At 73.0% G+C, this 22,841-nt stretch carries 24 protein-coding genes; 8 read left to right on the forward strand and 16 right to left on the reverse strand.

The window, feature by feature from the left end; genetic code table 11:
* Positions 1-128 precede the first annotated feature (128 nt).
* The gene (locus NOSIN_RS19915) at positions 129-2,588 is read left to right on the forward strand and encodes a hypothetical protein (RefSeq protein WP_077692208.1); all 2,460 of its coding nucleotides are present in this window, start codon (positions 129-131) and stop codon (positions 2,586-2,588) included.
* Positions 2,589-2,657: 69 nt separating this feature from the next.
* Here the strand turns inward: NOSIN_RS19915 and NOSIN_RS19920 are convergent, their stop codons facing one another.
* From NOSIN_RS19920 to NOSIN_RS19930, 3 genes are all read right to left on the reverse strand, one after another.
* Positions 2,658-2,957, reverse strand: coding sequence for a DUF2516 family protein (locus NOSIN_RS19920; RefSeq protein WP_077692209.1), 300 nt, complete (start codon positions 2,955-2,957; stop codon positions 2,658-2,660).
* Between the two features lie 181 nt (positions 2,958-3,138).
* On the reverse strand, positions 3,139-4,083 hold the full coding sequence (locus NOSIN_RS19925) for a M56 family metallopeptidase (protein ID WP_077692210.1): 945 nt from the start codon (positions 4,081-4,083) through the stop codon (positions 3,139-3,141).
* 5 nt (positions 4,084-4,088) lie between these two features.
* The gene (locus NOSIN_RS19930) at positions 4,089-4,451 is read right to left on the reverse strand and encodes a BlaI/MecI/CopY family transcriptional regulator (protein WP_077692211.1); all 363 of its coding nucleotides are present in this window, start codon (positions 4,449-4,451) and stop codon (positions 4,089-4,091) included.
* A gap of 232 nt (positions 4,452-4,683) precedes the next feature.
* Here NOSIN_RS19930 and NOSIN_RS19935 point away from each other — a divergent pair, with 232 nt between their 5' ends.
* From NOSIN_RS19935 to NOSIN_RS19955, 5 genes are all read left to right on the forward strand, one after another.
* On the forward strand, positions 4,684-5,214 hold the full coding sequence (locus tag NOSIN_RS19935; protein WP_077692212.1) for an O-acetyl-ADP-ribose deacetylase: 531 nt from the start codon (positions 4,684-4,686) through the stop codon (positions 5,212-5,214).
* Between the two features lie 297 nt (positions 5,215-5,511).
* A complete protein-coding gene (locus NOSIN_RS19940) occupies positions 5,512-6,495 on the forward strand; it encodes a YbgA family protein (RefSeq protein WP_077692213.1) in 984 nt (327 codons plus the stop codon).
* 329 nt (positions 6,496-6,824) lie between these two features.
* The gene (gene mshA / locus NOSIN_RS19945; RefSeq protein ID WP_077692214.1) at positions 6,825-8,123 is read left to right on the forward strand and encodes a D-inositol-3-phosphate glycosyltransferase; all 1,299 of its coding nucleotides are present in this window, start codon (positions 6,825-6,827) and stop codon (positions 8,121-8,123) included.
* An 18-nt stretch (positions 8,124-8,141) separates the two neighbouring features.
* Positions 8,142-8,654, forward strand: a complete 513-nt coding sequence (locus tag NOSIN_RS19950) for a type III secretion system chaperone family protein (protein WP_077692215.1) — start codon at positions 8,142-8,144, stop codon at positions 8,652-8,654.
* Between the two features lie 84 nt (positions 8,655-8,738).
* Entirely contained in the window at positions 8,739-9,485 is a 747-nt protein-coding gene (locus NOSIN_RS19955) for a phosphoglyceromutase (RefSeq protein ID WP_077692216.1), read from the forward strand.
* Between the two features lie 78 nt (positions 9,486-9,563).
* Here NOSIN_RS19955 and NOSIN_RS19960 read toward each other — a convergent pair whose 3' ends face one another.
* Positions 9,564-9,926 (reverse strand): DsrE family protein, encoded by a 363-nt coding sequence (locus NOSIN_RS19960; protein ID WP_077692217.1) that lies wholly within the window; start codon positions 9,924-9,926, stop codon positions 9,564-9,566.
* Positions 9,927-9,940: 14 nt separating this feature from the next.
* Positions 9,941-10,714, reverse strand: coding sequence for a GIDE domain-containing protein (locus NOSIN_RS19965; RefSeq protein ID WP_077692218.1), 774 nt, complete (start codon positions 10,712-10,714; stop codon positions 9,941-9,943).
* Positions 10,715-10,921: 207 nt separating this feature from the next.
* Between NOSIN_RS19965 and NOSIN_RS19970 the strand changes: the two genes are divergently transcribed.
* Together NOSIN_RS19970 and ygfZ are read left to right on the forward strand one after the other, a co-directional pair.
* Positions 10,922-11,461 carry a nitrobindin family protein gene (locus tag NOSIN_RS19970; protein ID WP_077692219.1) on the forward strand — a complete coding sequence of 180 codons (540 nt, stop codon included), beginning with the start codon at positions 10,922-10,924 and terminating at the stop codon, positions 11,459-11,461.
* A gap of 437 nt (positions 11,462-11,898) precedes the next feature.
* Positions 11,899-12,921 (forward strand): CAF17-like 4Fe-4S cluster assembly/insertion protein YgfZ, encoded by a 1,023-nt coding sequence (gene ygfZ / locus NOSIN_RS19975; protein WP_077692220.1) that lies wholly within the window; start codon positions 11,899-11,901, stop codon positions 12,919-12,921.
* 35 nt (positions 12,922-12,956) lie between these two features.
* Here ygfZ and NOSIN_RS19980 read toward each other — a convergent pair whose 3' ends face one another.
* The 11 genes from NOSIN_RS19980 to NOSIN_RS20025 form a co-directional block, all read right to left on the reverse strand.
* Positions 12,957-13,667: a DUF4352 domain-containing protein gene (locus NOSIN_RS19980; RefSeq protein WP_227015287.1), complete on the reverse strand. Its 711-nt coding sequence runs from the start codon at positions 13,665-13,667 to the stop codon at positions 12,957-12,959.
* A 167-nt stretch (positions 13,668-13,834) separates the two neighbouring features.
* Entirely contained in the window at positions 13,835-14,755 is a 921-nt protein-coding gene (locus NOSIN_RS19985) for an NADP-dependent oxidoreductase (RefSeq protein ID WP_077692221.1), read from the reverse strand.
* Positions 14,756-14,873: 118 nt separating this feature from the next.
* Positions 14,874-15,584: a type 1 glutamine amidotransferase gene (locus NOSIN_RS19990; protein WP_077692222.1), complete on the reverse strand. Its 711-nt coding sequence runs from the start codon at positions 15,582-15,584 to the stop codon at positions 14,874-14,876.
* A 10-nt stretch (positions 15,585-15,594) separates the two neighbouring features.
* A complete protein-coding gene (locus NOSIN_RS19995) occupies positions 15,595-16,851 on the reverse strand; it encodes a Mur ligase family protein (RefSeq protein ID WP_077692223.1) in 1,257 nt (418 codons plus the stop codon).
* A 90-nt stretch (positions 16,852-16,941) separates the two neighbouring features.
* Positions 16,942-19,101, reverse strand: a complete 2,160-nt coding sequence (locus NOSIN_RS27320; protein WP_170293669.1) for a hypothetical protein — start codon at positions 19,099-19,101, stop codon at positions 16,942-16,944.
* 267 nt (positions 19,102-19,368) lie between these two features.
* A complete protein-coding gene (locus tag NOSIN_RS20005; protein ID WP_077692224.1) occupies positions 19,369-19,674 on the reverse strand; it encodes a DUF1416 domain-containing protein in 306 nt (101 codons plus the stop codon).
* Positions 19,671-20,516 (reverse strand): sulfurtransferase, encoded by an 846-nt coding sequence (locus NOSIN_RS20010; protein WP_077692225.1) that lies wholly within the window; start codon positions 20,514-20,516, stop codon positions 19,671-19,673. Before NOSIN_RS20010 ends, NOSIN_RS20005 begins: the two co-directional genes overlap by 4 nt.
* Positions 20,517-20,595: 79 nt before the next feature.
* A complete protein-coding gene (locus NOSIN_RS20015; RefSeq protein WP_077692226.1) occupies positions 20,596-21,018 on the reverse strand; it encodes a DUF4395 domain-containing protein in 423 nt (140 codons plus the stop codon).
* An 81-nt stretch (positions 21,019-21,099) separates the two neighbouring features.
* A complete protein-coding gene (locus NOSIN_RS28220; RefSeq protein ID WP_366930680.1) occupies positions 21,100-21,186 on the reverse strand; it encodes a putative leader peptide in 87 nt (28 codons plus the stop codon).
* Positions 21,187-21,380: 194 nt separating this feature from the next.
* On the reverse strand, positions 21,381-21,719 hold the full coding sequence (locus NOSIN_RS20020) for a TlpA family protein disulfide reductase (RefSeq protein WP_077693675.1): 339 nt from the start codon (positions 21,717-21,719) through the stop codon (positions 21,381-21,383).
* 182 nt (positions 21,720-21,901) lie between these two features.
* Complete coding sequence (locus NOSIN_RS20025; RefSeq protein WP_077692227.1) at positions 21,902-22,600, reverse strand: LmeA family phospholipid-binding protein; 699 nt, start codon at positions 22,598-22,600, stop codon at positions 21,902-21,904.
* Between the last annotated feature and the right edge of the window lie 241 nt (positions 22,601-22,841).

Consider the following 22,841-nt stretch of genomic DNA (forward strand, 5'->3'; position numbering starts at 1 on the left):
CCCGGCGCGCGCACGTTCCCGGCACACCTCCCCCGTGACCGGGGAGGTACGTATACGGGCCTTCGCCGCCGTCCACAGGTTTGGTGGAGTGCTGCCGCTCGGACACACAGCGTGGCAGGATGCTTGGTATGTCGGACCTCGCCGCCTCCCTCGATCCGCACGAGCCTGACGCGACCGCCCCCGTCCCCCGCTCCCCCGAGACCTCCGTCGCACCGCCCGGGCGCGCGGGCCCCACGCGCGGGCGCGTGGAGCTGCGGGTGCACGGTGTCAGCGGCGGACAGGCCGAGGAACTGCTGGACGTGGAGCCGGCCATGCGTGTGGGCGGCGACCGGCTGGCGGGGTTCTTCCGGTGGCGCCGCGAACCCGACACCGAGACCGTCCCGGGCGTACGCCGGGAGATCTTCGCCTGGGGCAACCTCACCTCCGGAAGCTCCTCCCGGGCGTTCTGGCTGCTGCTGCTGCCGTTCATGCTGGTCAACGTGGCGTACTGGATGCGTCCGGGCCGGATGGACCGCGCACCGGCGGGGGTGCGGCGGCTGGCCAACAACTCCTACGGCGCGGGTGTACGGCTGCTGGCGCTGTCCCTGACGGTGCTCATCGCCCTGGCCGCGGCCGGGGTCGGCATGGACCTGGTGGCCTGGCAGTGCGCCTCCGGCCTGGGTGAGGCGTGCGTGCGGGCACGCCCGTGGCTGGCGTTCCTGGGCTCGCCCTCCTCACCGCTGTCCGCGCCGGGACCGGCCCTCGTGGTGGGCGCGGTGCTGCCGGTGGCCGTGGTCGTGGTGCTGTGGCGGCTCTCCCGCCGCACCGCCGCCGACTACGAGGTCGTGTCCGGTTCGGTACCGCCCCGGCCCACCGCGGCCGCCCCGCTGAGCCACGCCGAGTTCTGGCGCAACAGCGAGACCATGGCACGGCTGCGGTCGGCGCACATCTCGGTGGCCCTCGGCACGATCGCCGCGTCGCTGCTCCTCCCCGCGCTCCGGCACGACCTGGCGCCGGCGGTGGACGGCGTCCCCGGAGGACCCGGCCCCTGGATCGCCGGCACCGTGCTGTCGGCGCTGCTGGCGGCGGTGACGGCGGCGAGCACGCTGAGCGTCCTGGTCCCGGGCGCGGACCCCCGCTGGAACGCGCGGGCCGACCGGATCTGCCGCCTGCTGCGCGACACCACCCTGGTCCTCGGACTGGCGGTGGTCGCCTACGCGCTGTGGCCCCGCCCGGGGTGGACGGCCTCCGGACGGCTGCCCGGTGACGGGGCGGTACTCAACACCCTGTTCGCGGTCCAGGTGGCCCTGGTGCTGGTGACGCTGGTGGCGGCGCTGGTGCTGTTCGCCTCCGACCGGGCCCACGACGGCACGGCGATGCTCGGCCTGGCGGGGCCGGCCACGGCCGCCCTGGGCGCCCTGCTGGGCGGCGGCTTCTCGGCCGCCCTCGTCTACCAGAGCTCGCTGCTGCTGAGCGGCTGCGGCTCCATGGCCACGCCGGAGGTGGACTGCCTGCCGCTGTCGGTGCCGACCGCCTACTCCTGGCTCCAACTGGCCTTCGCCCTGGAGGCCGCCATCGTGCTGGCCGTGGTGGCGGTGCTCGCCCTGAAGCTGCGCCGCGACACCCGGGCGCACCTGTCGGGGGTCACCGAGGACTACGCGCGCAGTGTGCGCGACCGCCGTACCTGGACCATCGCCCACGCGCGGGCGGTGGGCCGGATGACCGAGGTCCTGCCGTCCGTGCTGGGGGCGCTCCTGCTCCCGGTGGTGGCGCTGGGCGCGCTCGCGCTGTACTCGGTGCTGTCGAGGGACCTGGCGGCCGATCCCGCGGCCGCGGCGACGGCCGTGTCCAGCGCGTCCGGTGAGGTGCGGGAGGTCGCCCGGGGAGCGGTGTCGGGGCTGATCGGCGTCGGATCGCTGCTGGGAGGCGCGGCGCTGGTGGCGCTGGTGTGGATCGGGCGCAGTGCCTACCGCGACCGGCCCACACGGCAGGCGGTCGGCGCGCTGTGGGACGTGGGCACGTTCTGGCCCAGGGTGGCCCACCCGCTCGCGCCACCGTCCTACGCGGAGCGGGCGGTGCCGCAGTTGTCCGCACGGGTGGCCCTGATGTGCCGGGAGGGCACGGACGTGGTGCTGTCGGGGCACTCACAGGGATCGGTGCTGGCGGCCGCCACGGTGTGGCAGCTGCCCACCGACTGCCTGGGGCGCATCGCGCTGCTCACACACGGCTCACCGCTGGACCGCCTGTACGCCCGCTACTTCCCGGCCTACTTCGGCCCGGGTCCGTTCGCCGACCTGCGGGAGCGGGTGTCGGCGTGGCACAACCTGTGGCGGGTCACCGACGCGATCGCCGGACCGGTGCGGACGCGGGCCCCCTCCGGCGAACCGGGACCCCCGGTCACCGTGGAGCGGGCCGAGCCGCTGCCGGACCCGCGCTCGTACGACGCCCCGCCGGGCGAGGCCAGACGGCCGGAGATCCTGGGCCACTCCTACTACACGGGCGATCCCGCCTACGCCGGTACGCTCCGGCGGGTGCTGAGGGCCATGGAGGAGGCGGAGGCGCCCCGCGGGGGCGCCGTCGGAGGGTGCCCGCCGTCATCCGGTGCGTGAGGCGGGCATCCCGCCCGCGAAGGAGTGAGGGAGCCCTGTCCTGGGGCCGGGAGACCCGTTGCGGAGGTGCTACCAGGGACCGTAGGGGCCGTTGTTGCTGTTGCCTCCCGCGCCCTTGACCGCCGGGCGCACGTCGAGCAGGAAGACGAGGGTGGCGACCAGGCCGAGGATGACGAACATCCCCGTACCGGAGAACACCGCCAGCAGGGACAGGGCGGTGGCCACGCCGGTGAGGATGACCCACAGCTTCTTGGTCTGCTTGTCCATCAGCTCGAACGCCGCGGCCGGTGTACGGATCGCCTCGATCAGGGCGTACAGACTGGCCACGAAGGTGACCAGGTAGATGGCCTGCCAGATCAGGTAGAACAAAACGCACACTCCCGGGGACGTTCCGAGCGGGGGGTCCGCCCGCTCTCCACCGTAAACGGACCGGCGGCGCCGATCGTGCCCGTGGAGTCCCACATCACACACTTGCACCGGGGCGGCGGCCGGGCCGGACGGGTGCGGCGGCGGGCCGGTCCCGGAGTGGGAGGCCGACGGCCGTCCCCGGTCAGAGGGGGATGTGCCAGAGGCAGGTGACCGTCGCCAGGAGGAACGCGGAGGCGCCCATGATGAAGGCGCCCGTGTGGTACGGGAGTTCGTCGCCGGGGTGCAGGAGGCGGTTGACGCGCCGCATCACCCCGGGCTCGGCCTCGGGGACGGCGGCCATCGCCCCGGCGGGCACCGGGGCCGGGCCCGCGGCGCCGAAGCGCAGCAGCGCCATGGCCAGCTCGCGCGAGGAGCTCCTGCGGCGGGCCTGGTCGTCGGCGCACATCTCGATGAGCAGCGCGACGCTCTCGTAGTAGGTGCGCACCAGGCGAACCCTCGGGAAGGCGCGCTTGAGGGAGGAGAACGGCAGCAGCACGAGGTCGTGGCGCTGGCGCAGGTGCGCGCGCTCGTGGGCCAGGACGGCGGCCAGCTCCCGGTTGTCGAGGACCGCGAGGGCTCCCGCGCTGATGACCACCTGCGAGCGGAGCACGCCCGGAAGGCAGTACGCGGCGGCCGCCGGGTGGTCGACCACGCGGGCGCCGGGAACGTCGGGGTGGTCGCTGGCGACGAGTTCGAGGAGGTCGTAGTGGCGTCGGCGGACGCGGATCACGTGGACGAAGGAGGCGACCAGGCCGCAGAAGAGCACGAGGGTCAGCACGAACGCCAGGGCCACCGCGGCGATGTGGGTGATGCCCTCGAAGCCCTGGGAGAGTTCGGCGAGGAGCAGTTCGCCGGTGACGATGTCGGTGGCCAGGGCCATGAGGCCTCCGGCCGCGCCGAGCCGGTAGGAGGACAGTCCGAAGGCCAGCAGCGCGCCGATGGTGGACACGCCCCAGGCCAGGCCCAGGGCCTGCCAGGTGATCACGGCGGTGTAGGGGCCCCGTGAGGGCCACTTGGCCCGGTGGAGGGCTTCCATGGCGATGAGGCAGCAGACCGCGACGAGGGTGAGAAGGGCGGCACTGACCATACGGACTAGTTCCTTGGCTGCTCGGTTTCCGCGAGTGCGCGCCGAAGCGCTTCAGCCTGCTCGCCGTCCATGGACTGGACGAAGGCGGCCAGGGCGGCGTCGCGGTCTCCCGTCTGTCCGAGCGCGTCGAACATCAACTCGGAGACGTATGCCTCGCGGCTGGCTGCCGGACGGTAACGCCACGCACGACCCTCACGTGCCCGGGTGACGACCTTCTTCTTGGCGAGCCTGTCGAGCACGGTCATGACGGTCGTGTGCGCCAGGTCGCGTTCGGCGAGAGCCTTGCCGACCTCACGGACCGTCATTGGTTCGTTCCGTGCCCACAGTACATCCATCACCGCGCGTTCGAGTTCGCCAAGCCGATTCATGAGTAGGAGTCTACTTGGGGTCGTACTACCGGTTGTCGTACCCCCAGGTTAATTCCTCATCACCTACGGGACAAGGGATAACGCCCTTTCGGACAGGTGTGATCCCGCCCCCTCCCTCGCGGGTGACGACGCCCGTGGAACCGGCCGCGGCCCCCGTCCCGGTACGGGGACTGGACTCCCCTCGCCCTCGGGGCCGATACTGCCCCACCGAGCACCGGAAGGAAGCACCACCATGGCCTCCCCGAACCACTCCCGGATCTCCGTCGTCCGGGGCGACATCACCGAGCAGAGCGTCGACGCGATCGTCAACGCCGCCAACACCTCCCTCCTGGGCGGCGGCGGTGTGGACGGCGCCATCCACCGCAAGGGCGGCAAGTCCATCCTGGAGGAGTGCCGCCGGCTGCGCGCCGGGCACTACGGGAAGGGGCTGCCCGTCGGGAACGCGGTGGCGACCACGGCCGGCCGGCTGCCCGCCCGGTGGGTGGTCCACACCGTCGGCCCGGTCCACAGCGCCACCGAGGACCGGAGCGCGCTGCTCGCCTCCTGCTACGGCGAGTCCCTGCGGGTCGCCCACGAGCTGGGCGCGGAGTCGATCGCCTTCCCCGCGATCTCCGCGGGCACCTACGGGTGGCCGATCGAGGACGCGGCGCGCATCGCGGCCTGGGCGGTCCACTCGGCGCAGCTCCGCGTGCCGGAGATCCGCATGGTCCTGTTCGACGACACCGCGCTTCGGGCCTTCAAGGCGGCCTTCGGCCCCCGCTGACCCGGCCGGGTCCCCATGTGCGCGGGAGGGCCCGCCGCGCCCGGTCCCACCGGCCGGGACGCCGTGCCGACCGCGGCGGGGACGGCCGGCCGGGGTGGTCGGCCGGTCCCCGCCGCGGCCATGGCCCCGGGCGTTCGCGGGCCGGGGCCGGGCGGCCGTGGACGCGAAGGTCCCAGGTGACCAGGACGGCGGTGGCCGGGTCCGGGGGACGCTCCCTCTCGACGCGGCCAGGCGAAGAACCATGGCCATCCCCGTGGAGGCCCGGTGCCGGGGCCGAGGCCTGGGTAGGAACCCTTCATGGAGAAGAGCCTCTCACCTGCGAGGACCCGCACGGTTCGTCCCCGGATCGGAGTGTCCAGCTGCCTGCTCGGCGCTCCGGTGCGCTACAACGGCGGGCACTCGCGCTCACGCTTCCTCACCGACGAGCTCGACCGGTACGTGGACTGGCTCCCGGTCTGCCCCGAGGCGGAGATCGGCCTGGGCGTCCCGCGCCCGACCCTGCGCCTGCAACGCCGCGAGGGGGAGGACCGGGTGGTCTCCAGCGCCGACGGGGCCGACCACTCGGACGAGTTGGCGCGGACCGCCGACCGCCACCTGGCCCGGTTGCGCCACCTGGACGGGTACGTGCTCAAGAACAAGTCGCCGAGTTGCGGCCTCTTCGCCCTGCCGGTGTTCGACGACGACGGCGGCCGGGTGGGCGGCAGGGGGAGGGGCGCCTTCGCACGGCGCCTCACCGAACTCCTTCCCGCGCTGCCCGTGGAGGAGCAGGGCCGCCTGACGGACCCCGTGCTGCGCGAGGTGTTCGTGCAGCGGGTGTTCGCGCACGCCAGGCTGCGGGAGCTGTGGGAGTCGCCCTGGCGCCCGCGTGACCTGGTCGCGCTGCACACGCGGCACAAGCTCCAGTTGATGTCGCACTCGCCCGACGGCTACCGGGAGACGGGCCGGATCGCGGCGCGCGCGGGCGCCTTTGCCCCCGAGGAGGTCGAGGTCGCCTACACCGAGGCGTTCCACCGGGCGATGGCGGTGCGGCCGAGCCGGGGCAAGCACGTCAACGCCCTACAGCACGCCTTCGGGATGCTGAGTCCGCTGCTGGACGACGCCCGCAGGCACGACCTGTTGGCGGCGATCGAGGACTACCGGCGTGAACAGGTACCGCTGAGCGTCCCGGTGGCCCTGCTGCGCCACCACTGCACGGCGGAGGACGTCGGGTGGGCGCGCGACCAGACCTACCTCCGCCCCTATCCCGACGAACTGCGGCTGCGGCACTCCGTCGCGGTCTGATCCCCGAAGGGCCGCGGCACGGACACGCCCACGGCTCGACCGGCCGCGGCGAACGGCGTTCCCGGGCTCCGGTCGGCCCGTGCCAACACGGCGCCGACGGTTCCTCATGTGGCGGTCGCCACGCTTCGCTCGCCCGGGGAACACGGCCCCGCGGCGCGGAGGCGCTCCTTCCCCGGTACCGCCGACCTCCCGGTATCCGGCCGGCCGACCACACCGCGGGCCTCCCGGAGTCAACACCCGGCCCCTCGAACGAACCGGTGGGGAACAGTGTGTACCTTCGTCGCTGTTGACGACAGCGGCTGTACACACGACCTGAAGGGACCCGCCCGGTGTCTGGAATCGTTCCCGCGGGAGGACAGGCGTCGGTCCCGTCCAGGGTCGCGACCGTCAGTCTGCACACCTCCCCGCTCGACCAGCCCGGTACCGGCGACGCGGGCGGCATGAACGTGTACGTGGTCGAGGTGGCCCGGCGCATGGCCGAACGCGGCGTGGCCGTGGACGTGTTCACCCGCGCGACCAGCCCCGACCTGCCCCCGGTGGTGGAGCTCGCCCCGGGTGTGAACGTGCGGCACGTGCCCGCCGGCCCCTACGGCCGCCTGGACAAGAACACCCTCGCCGAGCACCTGTGCCCGTTCGTCTTCGGGATGCTGCGGGCCGAGGCCCAGAGCGCGCCCGGGCACTACGACCTCGTGCACGGCCACTACTGGCTGTCGGGCCAGGCCGGTGTGATGGCCGCCCGGCGCTGGGGCGTGCCCCTGGTGCAGTCCATGCACACCATGGCGCGTGTGAAGAACGCCTCCCTGGCCGAGGGGGACGAGCCCGAGCCCGAGACCCGGGTGCTCGGGGAGGACCAGCTCGTCCGCCAGGCCGACCAGCTGATCGCCAACACCGACGACGAGGCCCGCCAACTGAGGAACCACTACGGTGCCCGCGACAACCAGATCAGCGTCATCCCGCCCGGCGTGGACCTGGAGGTGTTCAGCCCCGGCTCGCGCCAGGAGGCCCTGGCACGGATCGGGCTGCCCGCCGACACCGAGCTGCTGCTGTTCGTGGGACGCGTGCAGCGGCTGAAGGCCCCCGACGTGCTCATCCGCGCCGCGGCCGACCTCCTGGAGCGCGACCCCTCGCTGCGCACGCGCCTGGTGGTGGGCGTGGTCGGCGGCCTGTCCGGCGGCGGGATGCGCGAGCCCGGGCTGCTCACCGACCTGGCCCGCTCGCTGGGCGTGGCGGACGTGGTGCGGATCGAACCGCCGCAGAGCCGCGAGCGGCTGGCCGACTACTACCGCGCGGCCGCGGTGACCGTGGTGCCGTCCTACTCGGAGTCGTTCGGCCTGGTCGCGGTGGAGTCGCAGGCCTGCGGCACCCCGGTGCTGGCCGCGCGCGTGGGCGGGCTGGCCACGGCGGTGGCTGACGGGGTGTCCGGGGTCCTGGTGAGGGGGCACGACCCGGCCGACTACGCGGCCGAGCTGTACCGGATGATCTCCGAACCGATGTGGCGTGCCAAGCTGGCGGCGGCGGCACCCGGACACGCCGCCACCCTGGGCTGGTCGCGGACTGTGGACGAGCTGCTTGACGTGTACCGGGCGAGCACGGCCCCCCGCGCGCTGCCGCTGGCCGCGTGCAGGTGACCGAGGAGGGATGTACGAGTGGGTAGGGAAACGGCGCGCAGTGCCGCGGTCGAGGCGATCACCGCCGCCGTGGCGGAGTCCGGTCTGGAGGTGGAGCGCCCCCGCGAGGGGTCGTTCCTGGTCACCCTGCCGGGCAGGGCCAAGCTCAAGACCCTCGTGTGGCTGGAGGTGGGGCCGCACAGCCTCACCCTGACGTCGTTCTTCTGCCGCCAGCCGGACGAGAACCACGCCGACTTCTACCTGTGGCTGATGCGCCGGAACGCGGACATGTACGGGATGGCGTTCGTCGCGGACGAGGTCGGCGACGTGTACATCCGCGGCCGCCTGCCGTTGGAGGGGGTCACCCCCGACGAGGTCGACCGGCTGCTGGGATGCGTGCTCACCTACTCGGACGAGAACTTCAACGGGGCGCTGGAGCGGGGGTTCGCGTCGGCGATCCGCAAGGAGTGGCGGTGGCGGGCCGAACGCGGCCACGACATGCGCAACCTGAGGTCCTTCGCCCACCTGGTCGGACAGGGAGAGGACCGGTAGGAGCGGCGGACGGGGAGACGTGTGGGATCGGCGAGCGGCCTCCCGGGCTCCCGGGCCCGGGAGCCGGGTGGCTAGGCTGGCCCCATGGGAACTCTGGTACTGCTGCGACACGGTGAGAGTGTCTGGAACGCGAAGGGCCTGTTCACCGGTTGGGTGGACGTCGACCTCTCCGCCAAGGGCGAGGAGGAGGCCCGGCGGGGCGGTGAACTGCTCAAGGAGGCCGGTGTGCGGCCGGACGTGGTCCACACCTCCCTCCTCAAGCGCGCCATCCGCACCACGAACCTGGCGCTGGACACCGCCGACCTGAGCTGGCTGCCGGTCGAGCGCACCTGGCGTCTGAACGAGCGCCACTACGGCGCGCTCCAGGGCAAGGACAAGGCGCAGACGCGCGAGGAGTACGGCGAGGAGCAGTTCATGATCTGGCGCCGCTCCTACGACACCCCGCCGCCGCCCATCGCGGACGGCGACACCTACTCGCAGGCCGGTGACGCCCGCTACGGCGAGCTGCCGCCGGAGCTGCTGCCGCGCACCGAGTGCCTCAAGGACGTGCTGGAGCGCGCCCTGCCGTACTGGTACGACTCGATCGTCCCGGACCTGGCCGCGGACAAGACCGTTCTGGTCGCCGCCCACGGCAACTCGCTGCGCGCGCTGGTCAAGCACCTGGACGGCGTCAGCGACACCGACATCGCCGGGCTGAACATCCCGACGGGCATCCCGCTGCGGTACGACCTGGACGAGCGGTTCGAGCCGACCAACCCCGGTGGCACCTACCTCGACCCGGAGGCCGCCAAGGACGCCATCGAGGCCGTCGCCAACCAGGGTAGGAAGTAGCCTCCCCGGTCCCGTCATCCCTCCGTGCCCGCGCCGCCGCCGGTGGTGCGGGCACGGCCGTGTCCGGGGCCGACCGCCTCAGTAGACGAGGGCCTGGGCTCCCTCCCGGACGGCCTCCTCCACGAAGGTCGGGGCCCCGGCGATGCGCACCCCGTCGACGAGGTCGTCCCGGGTCAGGTCGCGGCGGGCCGCGCACTGGGTGCACACCGTCACCCCGCCCGCCGAGAGCACCGCGTCGAGGAGGTCCTTGAGGGGCGCCGCGTGCGGCAGGGAGAAGCGCTCGGCCCGGCCGGGGACCGCGAACCACGCCGACTCCCCCGTCAACCACAGAGAGACGTCGACACCGCTGGCCAGAGCCGCCGCGGCCACCGTGAAGGCCTGGTTGCACCGCTCGGGGTCGTCCTCACCGGCGGTGACCTTGATCACCAAGGAACGAGACATGGCCGTCAGCCTACTCAGAGCGCGACGGTGGTCAGCACGGCGCCCGCCACCGAGCAGACCGCGAGGACCGCGGTGAGCACCAGCGCCTCGGTCCGGCGGGGCGAGACCCGCACCGGCTGGCCGTCCACGCCGTGCTCGATGCCGAGGGTCCCGCCCTCGGGTGCGGCCAGGACCACGCGTCCGCCGCGCACCTGGACCTGGCCGGTGACGCGCACACGGGCGCCGGGGCGGATCACCCACTCGCGGTACTCGAACTCGATGGTCTCGCCGCGAAAGACGCCGGAGATCCGGCCGCGCACGCGCGGCAGCAGGTCGTCGGCCGGGGAGGCCACCCCCGGCTGGGGGCGCCCCACCAGGCGCTTCAGGCACAGTTCGACGCCCTGGGGGTCGGTGCCGCGCGGATCGACGAAGACTCGGTCGGCGTCACCGGGGCTGCCCTCGGCCACGATCCCGAACAGGTCCTCGGAGGCGTAGTCGGCGATGGAGTCGCAGGCCCGCTCCCGGACCGCTCCCTCCTCCAGGTCGCGGTTGAGCGGCCAGTAGTGGCGCAGCACCTCGTGGCCGTGCCACACGCACTCCGCGCCGGCCAGACCGGAGGAGACGGGGCCGTCGGGGCCGGGGGCGGTCACGCCGGTGAGCGTGACGCGCCTGCCCTCACTGGCCGCCAGCGCTCCCGGGCGCAGCCGGGCCAGGCCGCGCTGCCGCAGCCAGCGCCGCAGGGCGAACACGGTCAGGGGGAGCAGGACCGCCGCGACCACGAGCAGCGCCGAACCGATCACCAGTAACACAGGCCGCCCCTTTGGAAAGTGCGTGAGGTCATACGACGGCGGCGGACAGAACACCCCGTGGCCACACCGCGCTGCTGACAATCTTTACCAGTTCTCCGGGAAAGCGGGGCCAATTGGGCATGTCCGGACCGGGGCGCGCGAGTGGCGGTCGCCACGTGTGCCGCCGGTGGTCACCGCCACCCCTCACCGCCGCTACGCTCGATGGTTATGGACGTTGAGGTACACCCCGATCTGGCGAAACTGTCCTTCCTGCTCGGCCGCTGGGAGGGCGTGGGCGTCGCCGGCTACGCCGACGTGGAGGAGTTCCAGTTCGGCCAGGAAATCGAGTTCTCACAGAGGGCGGACCTGCCGTACCTGGCCTTCGCGAGCAGGGCCTGGCGGATGACCCCGGGGGGTGAGCCGGGTGAGCTGGTCGCCGAGGAGTCGGGCTACTGGCGCGTGCGCCCGGAGTCCGACGCCGAGGAGCGCGGGGCGAACGAGCCCGTCGTGCACCTGGAGGCGCTGATCGCGCACCCCGAGGGCTTCACCGAGGTCTACCTGGGCAACGTGTTCGCGAACCGGGTGGAGATGTCCACCGACGCGGTGGTGCACACCGAGACCGGGATCGACGCGACCGCCTCGCACCGGCTGTACGGCCTGTTCGGCGACAACCGGGAGACGCTGGGGTACGCCTGGGACCTAGCCGCGAGCGGCCACAGCCTGCGCTCGTACATGTCCGCGCAGCTCAAGCGGGTCGGCCCGAAGTAACCGGGAGAAGGCGACCGGGGCACCGGAGGGGCGGGGAGACGGCCGGGGAAGCGGTCGGGGCCCGTCCCCGGACAGGGGCAGACCCCGGGCTCTGTCCCGCCTTGGGGCGGGGCCGGTCGGACGAGGCCGGCAGCCCGGGGTCCGGGTGTCCGTCTGGGATTCGCTGCGAACGGCGTCGCGCGAACGCGGCGTCGTCCTAGCGGACGGCCACCTCGCCAGTCCTAAGATCAACCATTACTCGGACCACCTCCTTTCCTGCGTGCCACCGACAGTACGTCCCGCGCGAGCCGTGGGGCAAATGTTTTTTCTGTGAGCAAAACCGCAGGTGGGGGACGCGTTCACGGACCCCTTGGCGGGGCGGCCTGAGGCCGCGCTCCGCGAACGCGTACGCCGTTCGCCACAGGCGGCACCCGTGGGACATGTCCTAGGCTCGGCGTATGACTTCGCCTCTGCTGAGCACACCGGGCGCCGTGAGCGCCGAGTCCCCCGACTCCGGGGTCGCCGCCCACTACGGCGACCCCTCCCACGAGGGACGTGCCATCGAACGTTCGAGCGCTTGGGTCGACCGGAGCAACCGGGGCGTGGTCCGGGTCGTCGGGCCCGACCGCCTGGGCTGGCTCAACGACCTCACCAGCCAGCTGACCACGGGCCTGGCCCCGGGGAAGGGCACCGAGTCGCTGGTCCTGGACACCCGGGGACACCTGCGGCACCACCTCTCCCTGATGGACGACGGCGAGGCCACCTGGATCCACACCGAGCCGGGGGACGGCCCGGAGCTGGCGAAGTTCCTGGACTCCATGCGGTTCATGCTGCGTGTGGAGGTGGAGGACCTGGGCGACTCCCGCGCTGTGCTGACCGTGCTCGGTCCCGACCGCGCCAAGGTGGTCGGAGCCGCCTCGCTCGACGACGTGCCCGCGCGCACGACCGAGGGGGAGACCGACCTGTTCCTGCCAACCGAGCGGCTCACCGGTGCGGCCGAGGCGCTCACGGCGGCCGGGGCGCGTCCGGCGGGCATGTGGGCCTACGAGGCGCACCGGATCGCGGAGCACCGGGTGCGCCCGTGGCTGGACACGGACGACCGCACGATCCCGCACGAGGTGGACTGGGTGGGCCGGGCGGTGCACCTGGAGAAGGGCTGCTACCCGGGCCAGGAGACGGTGGCGCGGGTGCACAACCTGGGCCGTCCGCCGCGCCGCCTGGTGATGCTGCACCTGGACGGCACCGCCGAGCGCCTGCCGGAGGTGGGTGCGGCGCTGGAGCTGGACGGACGGGCCGTGGGCCGGGTGGGCACGTCGGCCCGCCACCACGAACTGGGGCCGATCGCCCTGGGTGTGGTCAAGCGCGCGGTGCCGACCGGGGCCGACCTGGTGGTGGACGGTATCGCCGCCGGGCAGGAGGTCGTGGTGGATCCGGAGACGGGCGCCAACGCCCAGATCAACCTGCGCCGCCGCCCCCGCTGAGACCGGTTCCCGCGCGTGTCCGTGGCCGGGCGGCCTCAGTTCGGTTCGAGGGGGGTGCGCCCGGCGATCCTGACCTCGGCGAACTCGGTCCCGACCGGGGCCAGGAACAGGATGTGGGTGGTGACGGTCTCCCCCGGGTTGATGTCGTCCCAGAAGTAGTCCCACGCCACGGTGATCTCGGCGTCGATGTCGTTGGCGTACTCCAGGCCGTCGGTGGTCAGGCCGGTGGTCCCGTAGGTGTCGAAGACCGCCGGACCGGTGCCCTGGTTGGTCACGTGGAGCCGGTAGACGTGGAACTCCATCCCCGAGGGCGCGGTGTCGGAGGACCCCATCCCGTCGGTGACGGTGGTGTCGGTGTAGGCCTTCTCGACCTCCACGAGGAAGGTGTCGAACTCGGCGGAGGCCCCGTTGTAGGACTCCGGCGGTACCGGCTGCTGTGCGGTTCCCGTCCCGCCCTCCCCGGTCCCGTCCTCCCCCGCGGGAGGGTCCCCCCGTCCCGGTTCCGTACCCGGCGGTTCCCGGTCCGGCCCGTGCCCGGTGCCGGGCTCCGGCTCCCGCGCCGCACCGGGCTCCGCCTGCTCCTCCACGGCGACCACCCGGGCGTGCGGGAGCGGAACGCTCGCCAGCGCGAGGAGCATGGCGACGCAGCCGAGCCCGGCCAGGAGCACGGCGACGGGGATGGCGAGGACGCGCGCGAGGGAGCCGGTCTCCCTCGGCGGTGGTGAATGCGTGCCTCTGATGCCCATGCTGGTGTGACGCGCATCATAGGTAGTTCATTCCGGTTTCGCACGATTTTTCCGAATTGCGCCCACCGCCACAGGCCCTGGTCGGGGGCACGCCGACGGGGCCCGGCCGGTGCGCTCCCGCCGGGCCCCGTCGGCCGGATCCCCTCGGTCGGGGCCGACCGGATCCGTCAGACGGTGAGAACGATCTTTCCCCGCGTGCGGCCGGCCTGGCTCAGACGCCACGCGTCGGCCGCCTCGGAGAGCGGGAACTCGCGGTCCACGTGCACGGTGAGCCTGCCGCCGTCGGCCAGGCGGGCCAGTTCGGCGAGGTCGGCGGAGTCCGGGCGCACCCACAGCCAGTGGCCGCCCTGCTCCTGGATCTCGGGGTCGGCGACGGACACGACCCGGCCGGCGTCGCCCACCAGGGGCAGCGACTCCCCGGCGACCCCGCCGCCGACGAAGTCGAGCACCGCGTCGACCCCGTCCGGGGCCAGGGCGCGGACCCGGTCGTTGAGGCCGTCGCCGTAGACCACCGGTTCGGCGCCCAGGGAGCGCAGGAAGTCGTGGTTGCGCTCGCTGGCGGTACCGATGACGCGGGCCCCGCGGTCGACGGCGATCTGGACGCCGAAGGACCCGACGCCGCCCGCCGCGGCGTGGATGAGCACCGTGTCACCGGAGCCGACCCCCACCCGCTCCGCGGACTGGTAGGCGGTGAGGCCCGCGAGCGGGACCCCGGCGGCCTGCTGCCAGCTCAGCGACCTCGGCCTGGGCGCGAGCATGCGCACGTTGGCCGACACGAGCTCGGCGTAGGTGCCGTTCTTGGCCCAGTCCTTGCGGAGGTATCCGTAGACCTCGTCGCCGACCTGGTACTCGTGCGCGTCGGGCCCGACCGCCTCGACGACGCCGGCGACGTCCCATCCGGGGATGAACGGGAACTCCGCCTCCATGAGGGCGTCGAGTCCTCCGGAGGCGAGCTTCCAGTCGACGGGGTTGACCCCGGCCGCCCTCACCCGGACCAGGACCTCGCTCGGCGCGACCTTGGGGTCGGGGAGCTCCGTCAGGGACAGGTCGTCGGCGGATCCGTACTGCTGTAGTGCGATTGCCTTCATGTATCCGACAGCGGTTGGCCCAGGCGGTTCATTCCACGACACGCCGTGGCGTGCCGGAGGACACCCGGGGCCCGGCGGGACGTACCCGCCGGGCCCCGGGCCGGCCGCGGAGGAAGGGTCAGCGCATACCGGCGGCGAGGCGCTCGTCGTGCAGGCGCTCCCCCCAGGACGGGGCGAGCGGCGCCAGCGGGCCCACCCGCCAGCGCAGCAGCAGGTCTGCCAGCTCCGGGTTGCGGGGCAGGGCCGGCCCGTGCAGGTAGGTGCCCAGCACCTGTCCCTGGTAGGCGCCCTCGGTGCGGTCGTCGTTGCCGATACCGCGCACCGTGGTGGACAGCGGCTTGGCCGACGGGCCGATGGCCGTGCGGCCCTGGTGGTTCTCGAAGCCGGTGATCCGGCCCACGCCCAGGGCCGGGTCCACGTCCGCGACGATCTCGCCGACCGCGCGGCTCTGGCCGCGGCCGCTGCGGATGTCGAGGATGCCCACGCCCGGGAGCGGGTTGGACTCGTCGTCGCCGTAGGACTCGCCGATGATCTGGTATCCGGCGCACACCGCGAAGACGCAGGCGCCGCGCGCGGCGGCGCGGGCCAGGCCGCCGTCGGCGCGCAGGCGCTCGGCCGCCAGGATCTGCGGACGGTCCTCGCCGCCGCCGAGCAGGTAGATGTCTCCCTGCTCGGGCACGGGGTCGCTGGAGTAGACGTGCACGGTCTCGGTGGGGATACCGCGCAGCTCGGCCCGGCGCTTGAGGATCAGGGCGTTGCCCTGGTCGCCGTAGGTGCTCAGCAGGTCGGGGTAGATCCACACGATCCGCAGGGCGCTGGTGTTCGTCATGGGTATCTCCCTACTGAACGCGGCCGTAGGCCGTACGGATCTGCTGGAAGGCGGTGTAGTTGGCGATGAGGTCGACCTTGGTGATGTCGGGCTGGTCCGCCTTGAGGCGGCCCAGGACCTCGTCCACCCGTTCGGCGACCTCGAACTGGACGCCGTCGGTCTCCAGGCGCAGCGCGAGGTCGGTGCGGCGCTCGCCCATGACGAACACGCGGCGGTCGCGCAGCACGGTGTAGTCGACGTCCCACAGCCAGGAGGTGTCCTTGCCGTCGGGGACCTGCGCGTTGACCGCGAGGATCACCGGTGTGCGGGGCGGGTCCAGGACCGCGAAGGACTCCAGCCACCCGGCGGGGTTCTTGGAGAGCAGCAGGCGCACCTCGACGCCCATGGTCACCACGGAGGTGTAGCGGCCCGCGACCGAGGTGACCTCGCGCAGCCGCTCCAGGGTGCGCTCGGGGTGGATGCCGTACCCGGCGGCGGTCGCGGCCGCGATCGCGGCGTTGGCGCGGTTGGCGTCACCGGGCAGGTTCATCCGCAGCTTGAGGCGCTGTCCCTCCGGGGTGAGGAGGACGTCGGAGTCGTTGTCCACCGCCCAGGTGGTCTCGGGCCTGGCCAGCCCGCACTCGGGGCACTCCCAGTACGGGTCCACGTCGCGCTTGAGGTGGCCGCCGCACTCGGGGCAGCACCAGGAGTCCTCCTTCCAGCGCTGGCCCGCGGAGACCCAGGTGGCGTTGGGCGCGCCCAGGCCCGCCCAGGCCACGAGGGGGTCGTCCGCGTTGGCGATGACGTGGGCGTTGCTCTTGCCCAGGGCGACGCGCCACTTCTTGGCGAGCAGGTTGATCTCCGAGGCGCGGTCCATCTGGTCGCGGCTCAGGTTCATCAGCACCACGAACGCGGGCTGGGTGGCGATGAGCACCTGCGGGAGGTACTTCTCGTCGACCTCCAGCACGCCGTTGACGGCGGACTGGTTGTCGGACAGCGCCGTGATGTGCCCGGTGGGCATGTTCGCGCCGAACTCGTTGGTGGCCACGTCGCCGAACTCGCGCAGGGCCTGCGCGATGAGCCTGGTGGTGGTGGTCTTGCCGTTGGTGGCGCTGACCAGGGCGAGCCTGCGGCCCCGGGCGAGCTTGGCGAGCAGGTCGGGTTCGACCTTGAGCGCCACCCGTCCACCGATCACGGAGCCGTCTCCCCGTCCCGTGGCACGGGACAGGCCGGCTGCGCTCCTTCCCAGCACGGATGCCAGTTGGGCGCGCAAGGGAAGCTCGCTCATCTCATTCTCCAGAATTGCTGGATCACCCGCGCCGTTCGCTCCTGGGAGGCGGCGGGCGATGTGTCGGCCAAGCCTATTGTCCACCTTGGGTCAGCCCCGCCAGTCCAACCGCTCGGGCGGTGGGCCGAGGTTGGGCGGCACCTGGCCGTCGGCTCCCACCGGAGTGGGAGAACCGCTTCCGGGGGCGGCCCCGTCCGGCGTGTCGGGGGTGGCGGGGCCCGGGGCCGCGATGCGGGGGCGGCCGTCCACGGTGCGCCGCCTCCTCCCGGCCCGGCTCTCGGCCGCGGTGCCACCGTCCCCAACGTCCGGTCGGGCGGCGGTGTTCCGGGAGTCCTCCACCGTGGCGAGGGTGGCTGTGGACAGGGTGAGGATACCCGGATTGGTGTCGGCCAGCACGGGGCCGTCGGCGGTCAGCACCAGGGCCGCGGTGGAGGGCAGTCCACGCAGCGACTCGGCGTCCAGGCCGCAGGTGCGGACGGGCTGGGCGCCGCCGTCCCCCGCGGTGGCGGGCGCGTCGGCCTCCGCGGCCTGCGCGGTGGCCCGCCCCCAGGCGGTGGCGGATCTCACATGGCGGACGAGGTCGAGGGGGGTGAGCGCGGCGGCCGCGTTGCGGATCACCGCGCCGGACTCGGTGTGGGGCGAGGGGAAGAACCGGTCGTCGGCCTCCACCTCGGCGTCGGGGTCCTCCCCCGCCCCGGTGACCGAGTCGCCCACGGCCTCGCCGATCACCTCGGTGAGCCGGTGCAGCCGCAGCCCGCCGGGGTCGTGCCCGGCGACACCGGGCGCGGCGGCCACGGCACGGGCGGCGTCCGCGGCCGAGCCGCCGCCCTGGCGCATCACCACGGGCAGGCAGCCGGGGTCGGAGAAGCGGGCGAGGGCGGTGGGAGCGGCCGTGCGGAACATCAGGACCACCTCCACCCCGCTGTCGGCGGCGGCGGTGAGGACCTGGTCGACCTCCCCGGGCGGAAGGGTCTCGGCGCCGCAGACCACCACGGTGCGGGTGCGCTCCGGACGCGCCCGGCTACGCCTGCCGTCCACGGTCCTGGGCTGCTCGGGCACCTCCAGCAGCTCGCTGAGCGCGGACACGGCGTAGGTGCCGTAGACGCGTGCGGCGGCCCTGCCGGAGGCCCGGTCCGTGGAGATGATCTTGACCTGGGCGTACTCGGAGCCGTCCGCGCGGGTGCCGACGGCCTCGAAGGGGCTGAGGCGGCGTTCGAGCTCCCAGGCGCGCCTGCGGAGGTCGGGGCCGTCGGCGCAGCGCTCGCGTACCCGGACGCGCTGCTCCGGGGTGAGCAGCGCGAGCGCGGGGTCGTCCGCGGCCGCGTCGTCCTCGGGGGTGAGGAGCGCGCGCAGGCCGCCGATGAGCTCGGCGATCCCGGCGCGCGGCCCCAGTACCTCCAGCAGGCGCAGCAGGAGGGTCTCGTCCGCGTCGGCGCCGTCGGTGCCGCCTCCGGCGTCGCCGGAGGCGGCCGCGACGGCGGAGAGGATGCGGGCGCGCTGGCCCGCGTCCAGGTTGGTGCCCAGGGTCATCCGGGGCAGGTCCGCGGGAAGCACCCAGCGGCGCGGGGCGACGGCGCAGCGGCGGGCCAGCCGGACGAGTTCGCGGACCACGGAGCGGCCGGTGAGGTCCACGACGGTGAGGTCGCCGCCCTCGCGCAGTCGCGAGACGCCGAGGGTGGCGAGCAGCGCGGACCATCCGGCCTCGTCGCCGCCGACCACGACGACGGTGCCGACGTCGGCGGTCACCCCGTACCAGAGCGGCTGGGCCTCGTAGGCGCGTGCGGCCGCCTGCCACTCGGTGTACCTGCGGGCGTGCTCGCGCTGCCGTTCGTGCAGGGCGCGGTCGCGTTCGTCGCGTTCGGCTGCCAGGCGCTCGCGGGCCCGCTCCAGCCGTTCGGCGACGACCCGGCGGCTCTGGACCAGGGCGACGGAGATGGGCGCGGCGATGGCGGCGCAGGCGAACACTCCGCCGAGGGCGAAGCTGCCCGGGAGGATGCGCAGCGTCCACAGCAGCGGGAACAGCAGGGAGAACAGGGCGAGCCCGGCCAGGGCGAAGTAGAGCGGCCTGTTGGTCCGGGCCTCGTTGTCGCGCTGGGCTGCGATCCACTCCTCGCTGACGGCCTCGGTGTCGGCCGGTGTCGGGCGGCGCGGCGCCGGCCCCGGTGGCGGCAGGAGCACGGCGTGCCGCCAGCCGACGTAGGTACGTCCGGCCTCGCTTCGGGGCGCGCCGCCCGACCGGGAGCTGGGCACCGTCCGAACACCTCCTGACCGGCCGTCGCGGGGTGGCCGGGGACTCGTTTCGTGCGAGGCTCCGGCCGGGGCCGGAGTGTGGGCAGAATGCTGTCACCCGCCCCGCGTGTTTGTCACGGCCCCGGGCACAAGAAGGCGGGGCGCCGGTGCCGGACGGTCTCCCGTCGGCACCGGCGCCCCGTACGCCCGCCGTCCGCTGCCAGGACGTGCTTCCCTGAGGCTCCGCCGCGCTTCGCCCCGTGCCCGGACGCCGCAGCGGCACAGGACCTAGGCCTGGACCTGCAGGTCGATGACCCTGCCCACCTCGGCCTGCACCGTGTACTCGGCGGTGAAGCCCTGGGAGGCCAGCACGCGGACCTTCCAGGACCCGTCGGCGGCGAAGAAGCGGAACGTGCCCTCGTCGCCGGTGGCCACCTCGCCGACGAAGTCGTCGGAGGAGTTGAGCAGGCGGGCGTAGGCTCCGCGCAGCGGCTCTCCGCCACGGGTCACCGTGCCCTGGATGACCGCCTGGTTGCCCGCGTCGACGTCGGCGAGGGCGACGCCGCCGACCGGTGCTCCGCAGCTCTCGCTCACTTGGCCTCAGCCTCTCCCAGCTCGACCGGGACGCCCACGAGGGAGCCGTACTCGGTCCACGAACCGTCGTAGTTCTTGACGTTCTCCAGCCCGAGGATCTCGTGCAGGGCGAACCAGGTGTGCGAGGAGCGCTCGCCGATCCGGCAGTAGGCGATGATGTCCTTGTCCAGGTCCACCCCGGCCTCGGTGTAGAGCTCGCGCAGCTCGTCGGCGCTCTTGAAGGTGCCGTCCTCGTTGGCGGTCTTGGCCCACGGGATGTTGCGCGCGGTCGGGATGTGGCCGGGACGCTGCGAGGTCTCCTGCGGCAGGTGCGCGGGGGCCAGCAGCTTGCCGGTGAACTCGTCGGGCGAGCGCACGTCCACCAGGTCCTTGTCGCCGATGGCCTGGACGACCTCGTCGCGGAAGGCGCGGATCGAGGAGTCCTGCTCCTTGGCGGTGTACTGGGTGGGGGCCCGGTCCGGGACCTCCTCGACCAGCTCGCGGGACTCCAGCTCCCACTTCTTGCGGCCGCCGTCCAGCAGGCGGACGTTCTCGTGGCCGTAGAGCTTGAAGTACCAGTACGCGTAGGCGGCGAACCAGTTGTTGTTGCCGCCGTACAGGATGACCTGGTCGTCGTTGCCGATGCCCTTGGCGGACAGCAGCTTCCCGAAGCCGGTGCGGTCCACGAAGTCACGGCGGACCGGGTCCTGGAGCTCCGTCTTCCAGTCGATCCTGACGGCGCCGCGGATGTGTCCCTTGTCGTAGGCGGACGTGTCCTCGTCGACTTCGACGAGGACCACGTTGTCGTCATCCAGGTGAGCCTCCACCCAGTCGGCGTCCACGAGGACGTCGGAGCGGCTCATAGGGAACCTCCTGTGTTTCTTGTGCGGTGTCGCGTGTACGTCGGTGCTCGCGGGGTCGGTCGCCCCGGAGTGAGGGGGGTCAGGCCGTCCTCGCCGACGCCAGCAGGCGTCGGCCGAGAAGGTAGGTCTCGCATCCGGCGCAGTAGCCGAACACGGCGTTGAGGAAGGCGGCGAAGAGGGCGAGGGCGGTCGCGGAGATACCGAGCCACTCCGGGCCCGCCAGGTATCCGACGAGTCCGAGTACGGCGAAGAGGAGTCCCACTCCCTGTGCGAACCGGGGCGGCCGCGCGTCCTCCGACGAGGAGGCGGGGCCGATCCTGGGACGTACGGCGACGGCGAACAACAGGCCGTAGGGCGATCGGCGGACCCCCATGACCACCGCGGCGGCGAAGACCAGCGCCTGGAAGCCGAGAACCCAGAGGTTGCCGGTGGCGAGGGCCGTGGCCAGTACGAGGGTGGTCAGGGCAGCCGCGAAGCGCTGCCCGCGAGGGTCGACCTGCATGGCGTGATGTCCCCAGCTGCGTACGAGGAGAACGAGGAACCGGTCGCACGGAGGAGGCGTGGGCCCTTCAGGCCGTCCGCCCTAGGAACACAGACAGAGCGCGGCGGCGACGCGGCAGAAGTCCACCGCCCGTCGCTTCGTCAGATACGCGCTCGTCAAGGAAGTCACACCCCAGACGCTACAGCCCCCGTTACGCGTTTGTCACGGGTGTGGTGGATCACAGATGGGGTGTCCACCCCGGTGGGGCGTTCGCCCGCGGGGCGTTCCATGCGCCGGGAGGGTGGCCGGGCGCTCGGAGGGTGCGCGAGCGTGTTCGGACGCCCGGAGGAGGCTCGGGCACCGGGAGGGTGTCCGCGGGGCGGTCAGGAGACGGCAGCGCCGACGGCGGCGATCACGTCCGGTTTGCGGGGCTGCCCGCTGGCCCGGCGCACCACCCGGCCCGAGGCGTCCAGGACCAGGACGGTGGGGGTGCGCATGATGTCCAGGCGCCGGACGAGGTCGAGCCTGGACTCGGCGTCCACCTCCACGTGCGCCACGCCCCCGACCATGTCCGCGACCTCGTCCAGGATCCGCCGGGTGGCCCGGCAGGGCTGGCAGAAGGCGGTGGAGAACTGCACGAGCGTGGCACGCTCCCCCAGTTCGGCGCCGATGTCCTCACCGCTGAGGGCGCCGCCCGCGGCGTCGCCGACGGATTCCGCCATGTCGTCTCCCTCTCCCTGGATGCTCTCCTCCCGGTGTACCGCCCCTCGCCCTCCCGCGGGAACGACGCGCCCGCGCGTACCCGGCGGTGCGCGGAAGCGTCCCAGGCCACGCCGCCACACCAGTCCGGCGACGGTGGCCAGGGACAGGGTCACCGCGAGCGCGATGACGCCGGGCAGGTCCATCAGGCCGCCTCGGAGCCCATGATCGGGACGTCCTCGGCGGTACCGGTGACCCGCAGGCCGCTGGAGGTGGTCTCCGCCTCGGTGATGGTCAGGCCGAAGGGCAGGTGGGGGACCTGGAAGCTGGAGGTGAGCATGCCCGAGACCATGTCGTCGACGCCGGTCGGGACCTCGCCGATCCGGATGTCGACCGGGGTGACGGTCACGGTGTCGCCGTCCACGGCGAACTCGCCGCCGGCCTCGACGGGGGTGCTGATACCGGATCCGGGCAGGGCCAGCTCGCCGCTGATGCGGGGGTCGCCGCCCTCGGTGGTGATGGTGATCCCCTCGGGCAGGTACGCGTTGAAGTAGGAGTAGGGGACGGTGAAGGAGCCGTCCAGTCGCCCGGCCACCACGCTGGGCTGGTCGAGCAGGTCGGCGGGGGGCACCTCGACCTCGGTGGCGGTGACGTCGATCTGCTCGACGGTGATGCTGTCCATGGTGGCGGAGGCCGCGGAGATGTTGATCTCGGAGTAGGTCCCGCCGAGCGCCTGCGGCAGGAAGGCCCAGCCCTCGATCGAGACCTCCGGCTCCTCGGACATCTGGAGCTGCTGGGCCACCTGTCGGGCGACCATGTCCTGCGCGAAGCTGCGGAGGCCTATGTCGGCCACCACCACGAGGGCCGCGCAGAGGACGAGGAGGACGACGAGGAACTTACGCATCGGAGATCCCAGCACACTTTCTTTCGTTCCGGCGCGCTCTCGGCTGGGTCGTCCCGCCGGTTCTGGTCACACGCCATCGGTACCCGACGGGCACCGGTCATGAAAAACCTGTAGGGAAGAGTACTTCACCCGGGATGGGACGCCGGGGGTCTTCCGGTGGTTCATCATGCCTGGACAAGTACACCGATTCGAGACATTCATCCAGCTCAAAACGGGGTGGAGCGAGGCGGTCGCGGGGCTT

Source organism: Nocardiopsis sinuspersici (assembly GCF_001998325.1).
GTDB lineage: Bacteria > Actinomycetota > Actinomycetes > Streptosporangiales > Streptosporangiaceae > Nocardiopsis > Nocardiopsis sinuspersici.

Excerpts from the sequence above, each read along its gene's own strand:
- NOSIN_RS19915 (WP_077692208.1), top strand. The coding sequence starts at position 129 with ATGTCGGACCTCGCCGCCTCCCTCGATCCGCACGAGCCTGACGCGACC.
- NOSIN_RS19925 (WP_077692210.1), bottom strand. The coding sequence starts at position 4,083 with ATGGTCAGTGCCGCCCTTCTCACCCTCGTCGCGGTCTGCTGCCTCATC.
- NOSIN_RS19930 (WP_077692211.1), bottom strand. The coding sequence starts at position 4,451 with ATGAATCGGCTTGGCGAACTCGAACGCGCGGTGATGGATGTACTGTGG.
- NOSIN_RS19935 (WP_077692212.1), top strand. The coding sequence starts at position 4,684 with ATGGCCTCCCCGAACCACTCCCGGATCTCCGTCGTCCGGGGCGACATC.
- NOSIN_RS19940 (WP_077692213.1), top strand. The coding sequence starts at position 5,512 with ATGGAGAAGAGCCTCTCACCTGCGAGGACCCGCACGGTTCGTCCCCGG.
- NOSIN_RS19955 (WP_077692216.1), top strand. The coding sequence starts at position 8,739 with ATGGGAACTCTGGTACTGCTGCGACACGGTGAGAGTGTCTGGAACGCG.
- NOSIN_RS19960 (WP_077692217.1), bottom strand. The coding sequence starts at position 9,926 with ATGTCTCGTTCCTTGGTGATCAAGGTCACCGCCGGTGAGGACGACCCC.
- NOSIN_RS19970 (WP_077692219.1), top strand. The coding sequence starts at position 10,922 with ATGGACGTTGAGGTACACCCCGATCTGGCGAAACTGTCCTTCCTGCTC.
- ygfZ (WP_077692220.1), top strand. The coding sequence starts at position 11,899 with ATGACTTCGCCTCTGCTGAGCACACCGGGCGCCGTGAGCGCCGAGTCC.
- NOSIN_RS19980 (WP_227015287.1), bottom strand. The coding sequence starts at position 13,667 with ATGGGCATCAGAGGCACGCATTCACCACCGCCGAGGGAGACCGGCTCC.
- NOSIN_RS19985 (WP_077692221.1), bottom strand. The coding sequence starts at position 14,755 with ATGAAGGCAATCGCACTACAGCAGTACGGATCCGCCGACGACCTGTCC.
- NOSIN_RS19990 (WP_077692222.1), bottom strand. The coding sequence starts at position 15,584 with ATGACGAACACCAGCGCCCTGCGGATCGTGTGGATCTACCCCGACCTG.
- NOSIN_RS19995 (WP_077692223.1), bottom strand. The coding sequence starts at position 16,851 with ATGAGCGAGCTTCCCTTGCGCGCCCAACTGGCATCCGTGCTGGGAAGG.
- NOSIN_RS20010 (WP_077692225.1), bottom strand. The coding sequence starts at position 20,516 with ATGAGCCGCTCCGACGTCCTCGTGGACGCCGACTGGGTGGAGGCTCAC.
- NOSIN_RS20015 (WP_077692226.1), bottom strand. The coding sequence starts at position 21,018 with ATGCAGGTCGACCCTCGCGGGCAGCGCTTCGCGGCTGCCCTGACCACC.
- NOSIN_RS20020 (WP_077693675.1), bottom strand. The coding sequence starts at position 21,719 with ATGGCGGAATCCGTCGGCGACGCCGCGGGCGGCGCCCTCAGCGGTGAG.
- NOSIN_RS20025 (WP_077692227.1), bottom strand. The coding sequence starts at position 22,600 with ATGCGTAAGTTCCTCGTCGTCCTCCTCGTCCTCTGCGCGGCCCTCGTG.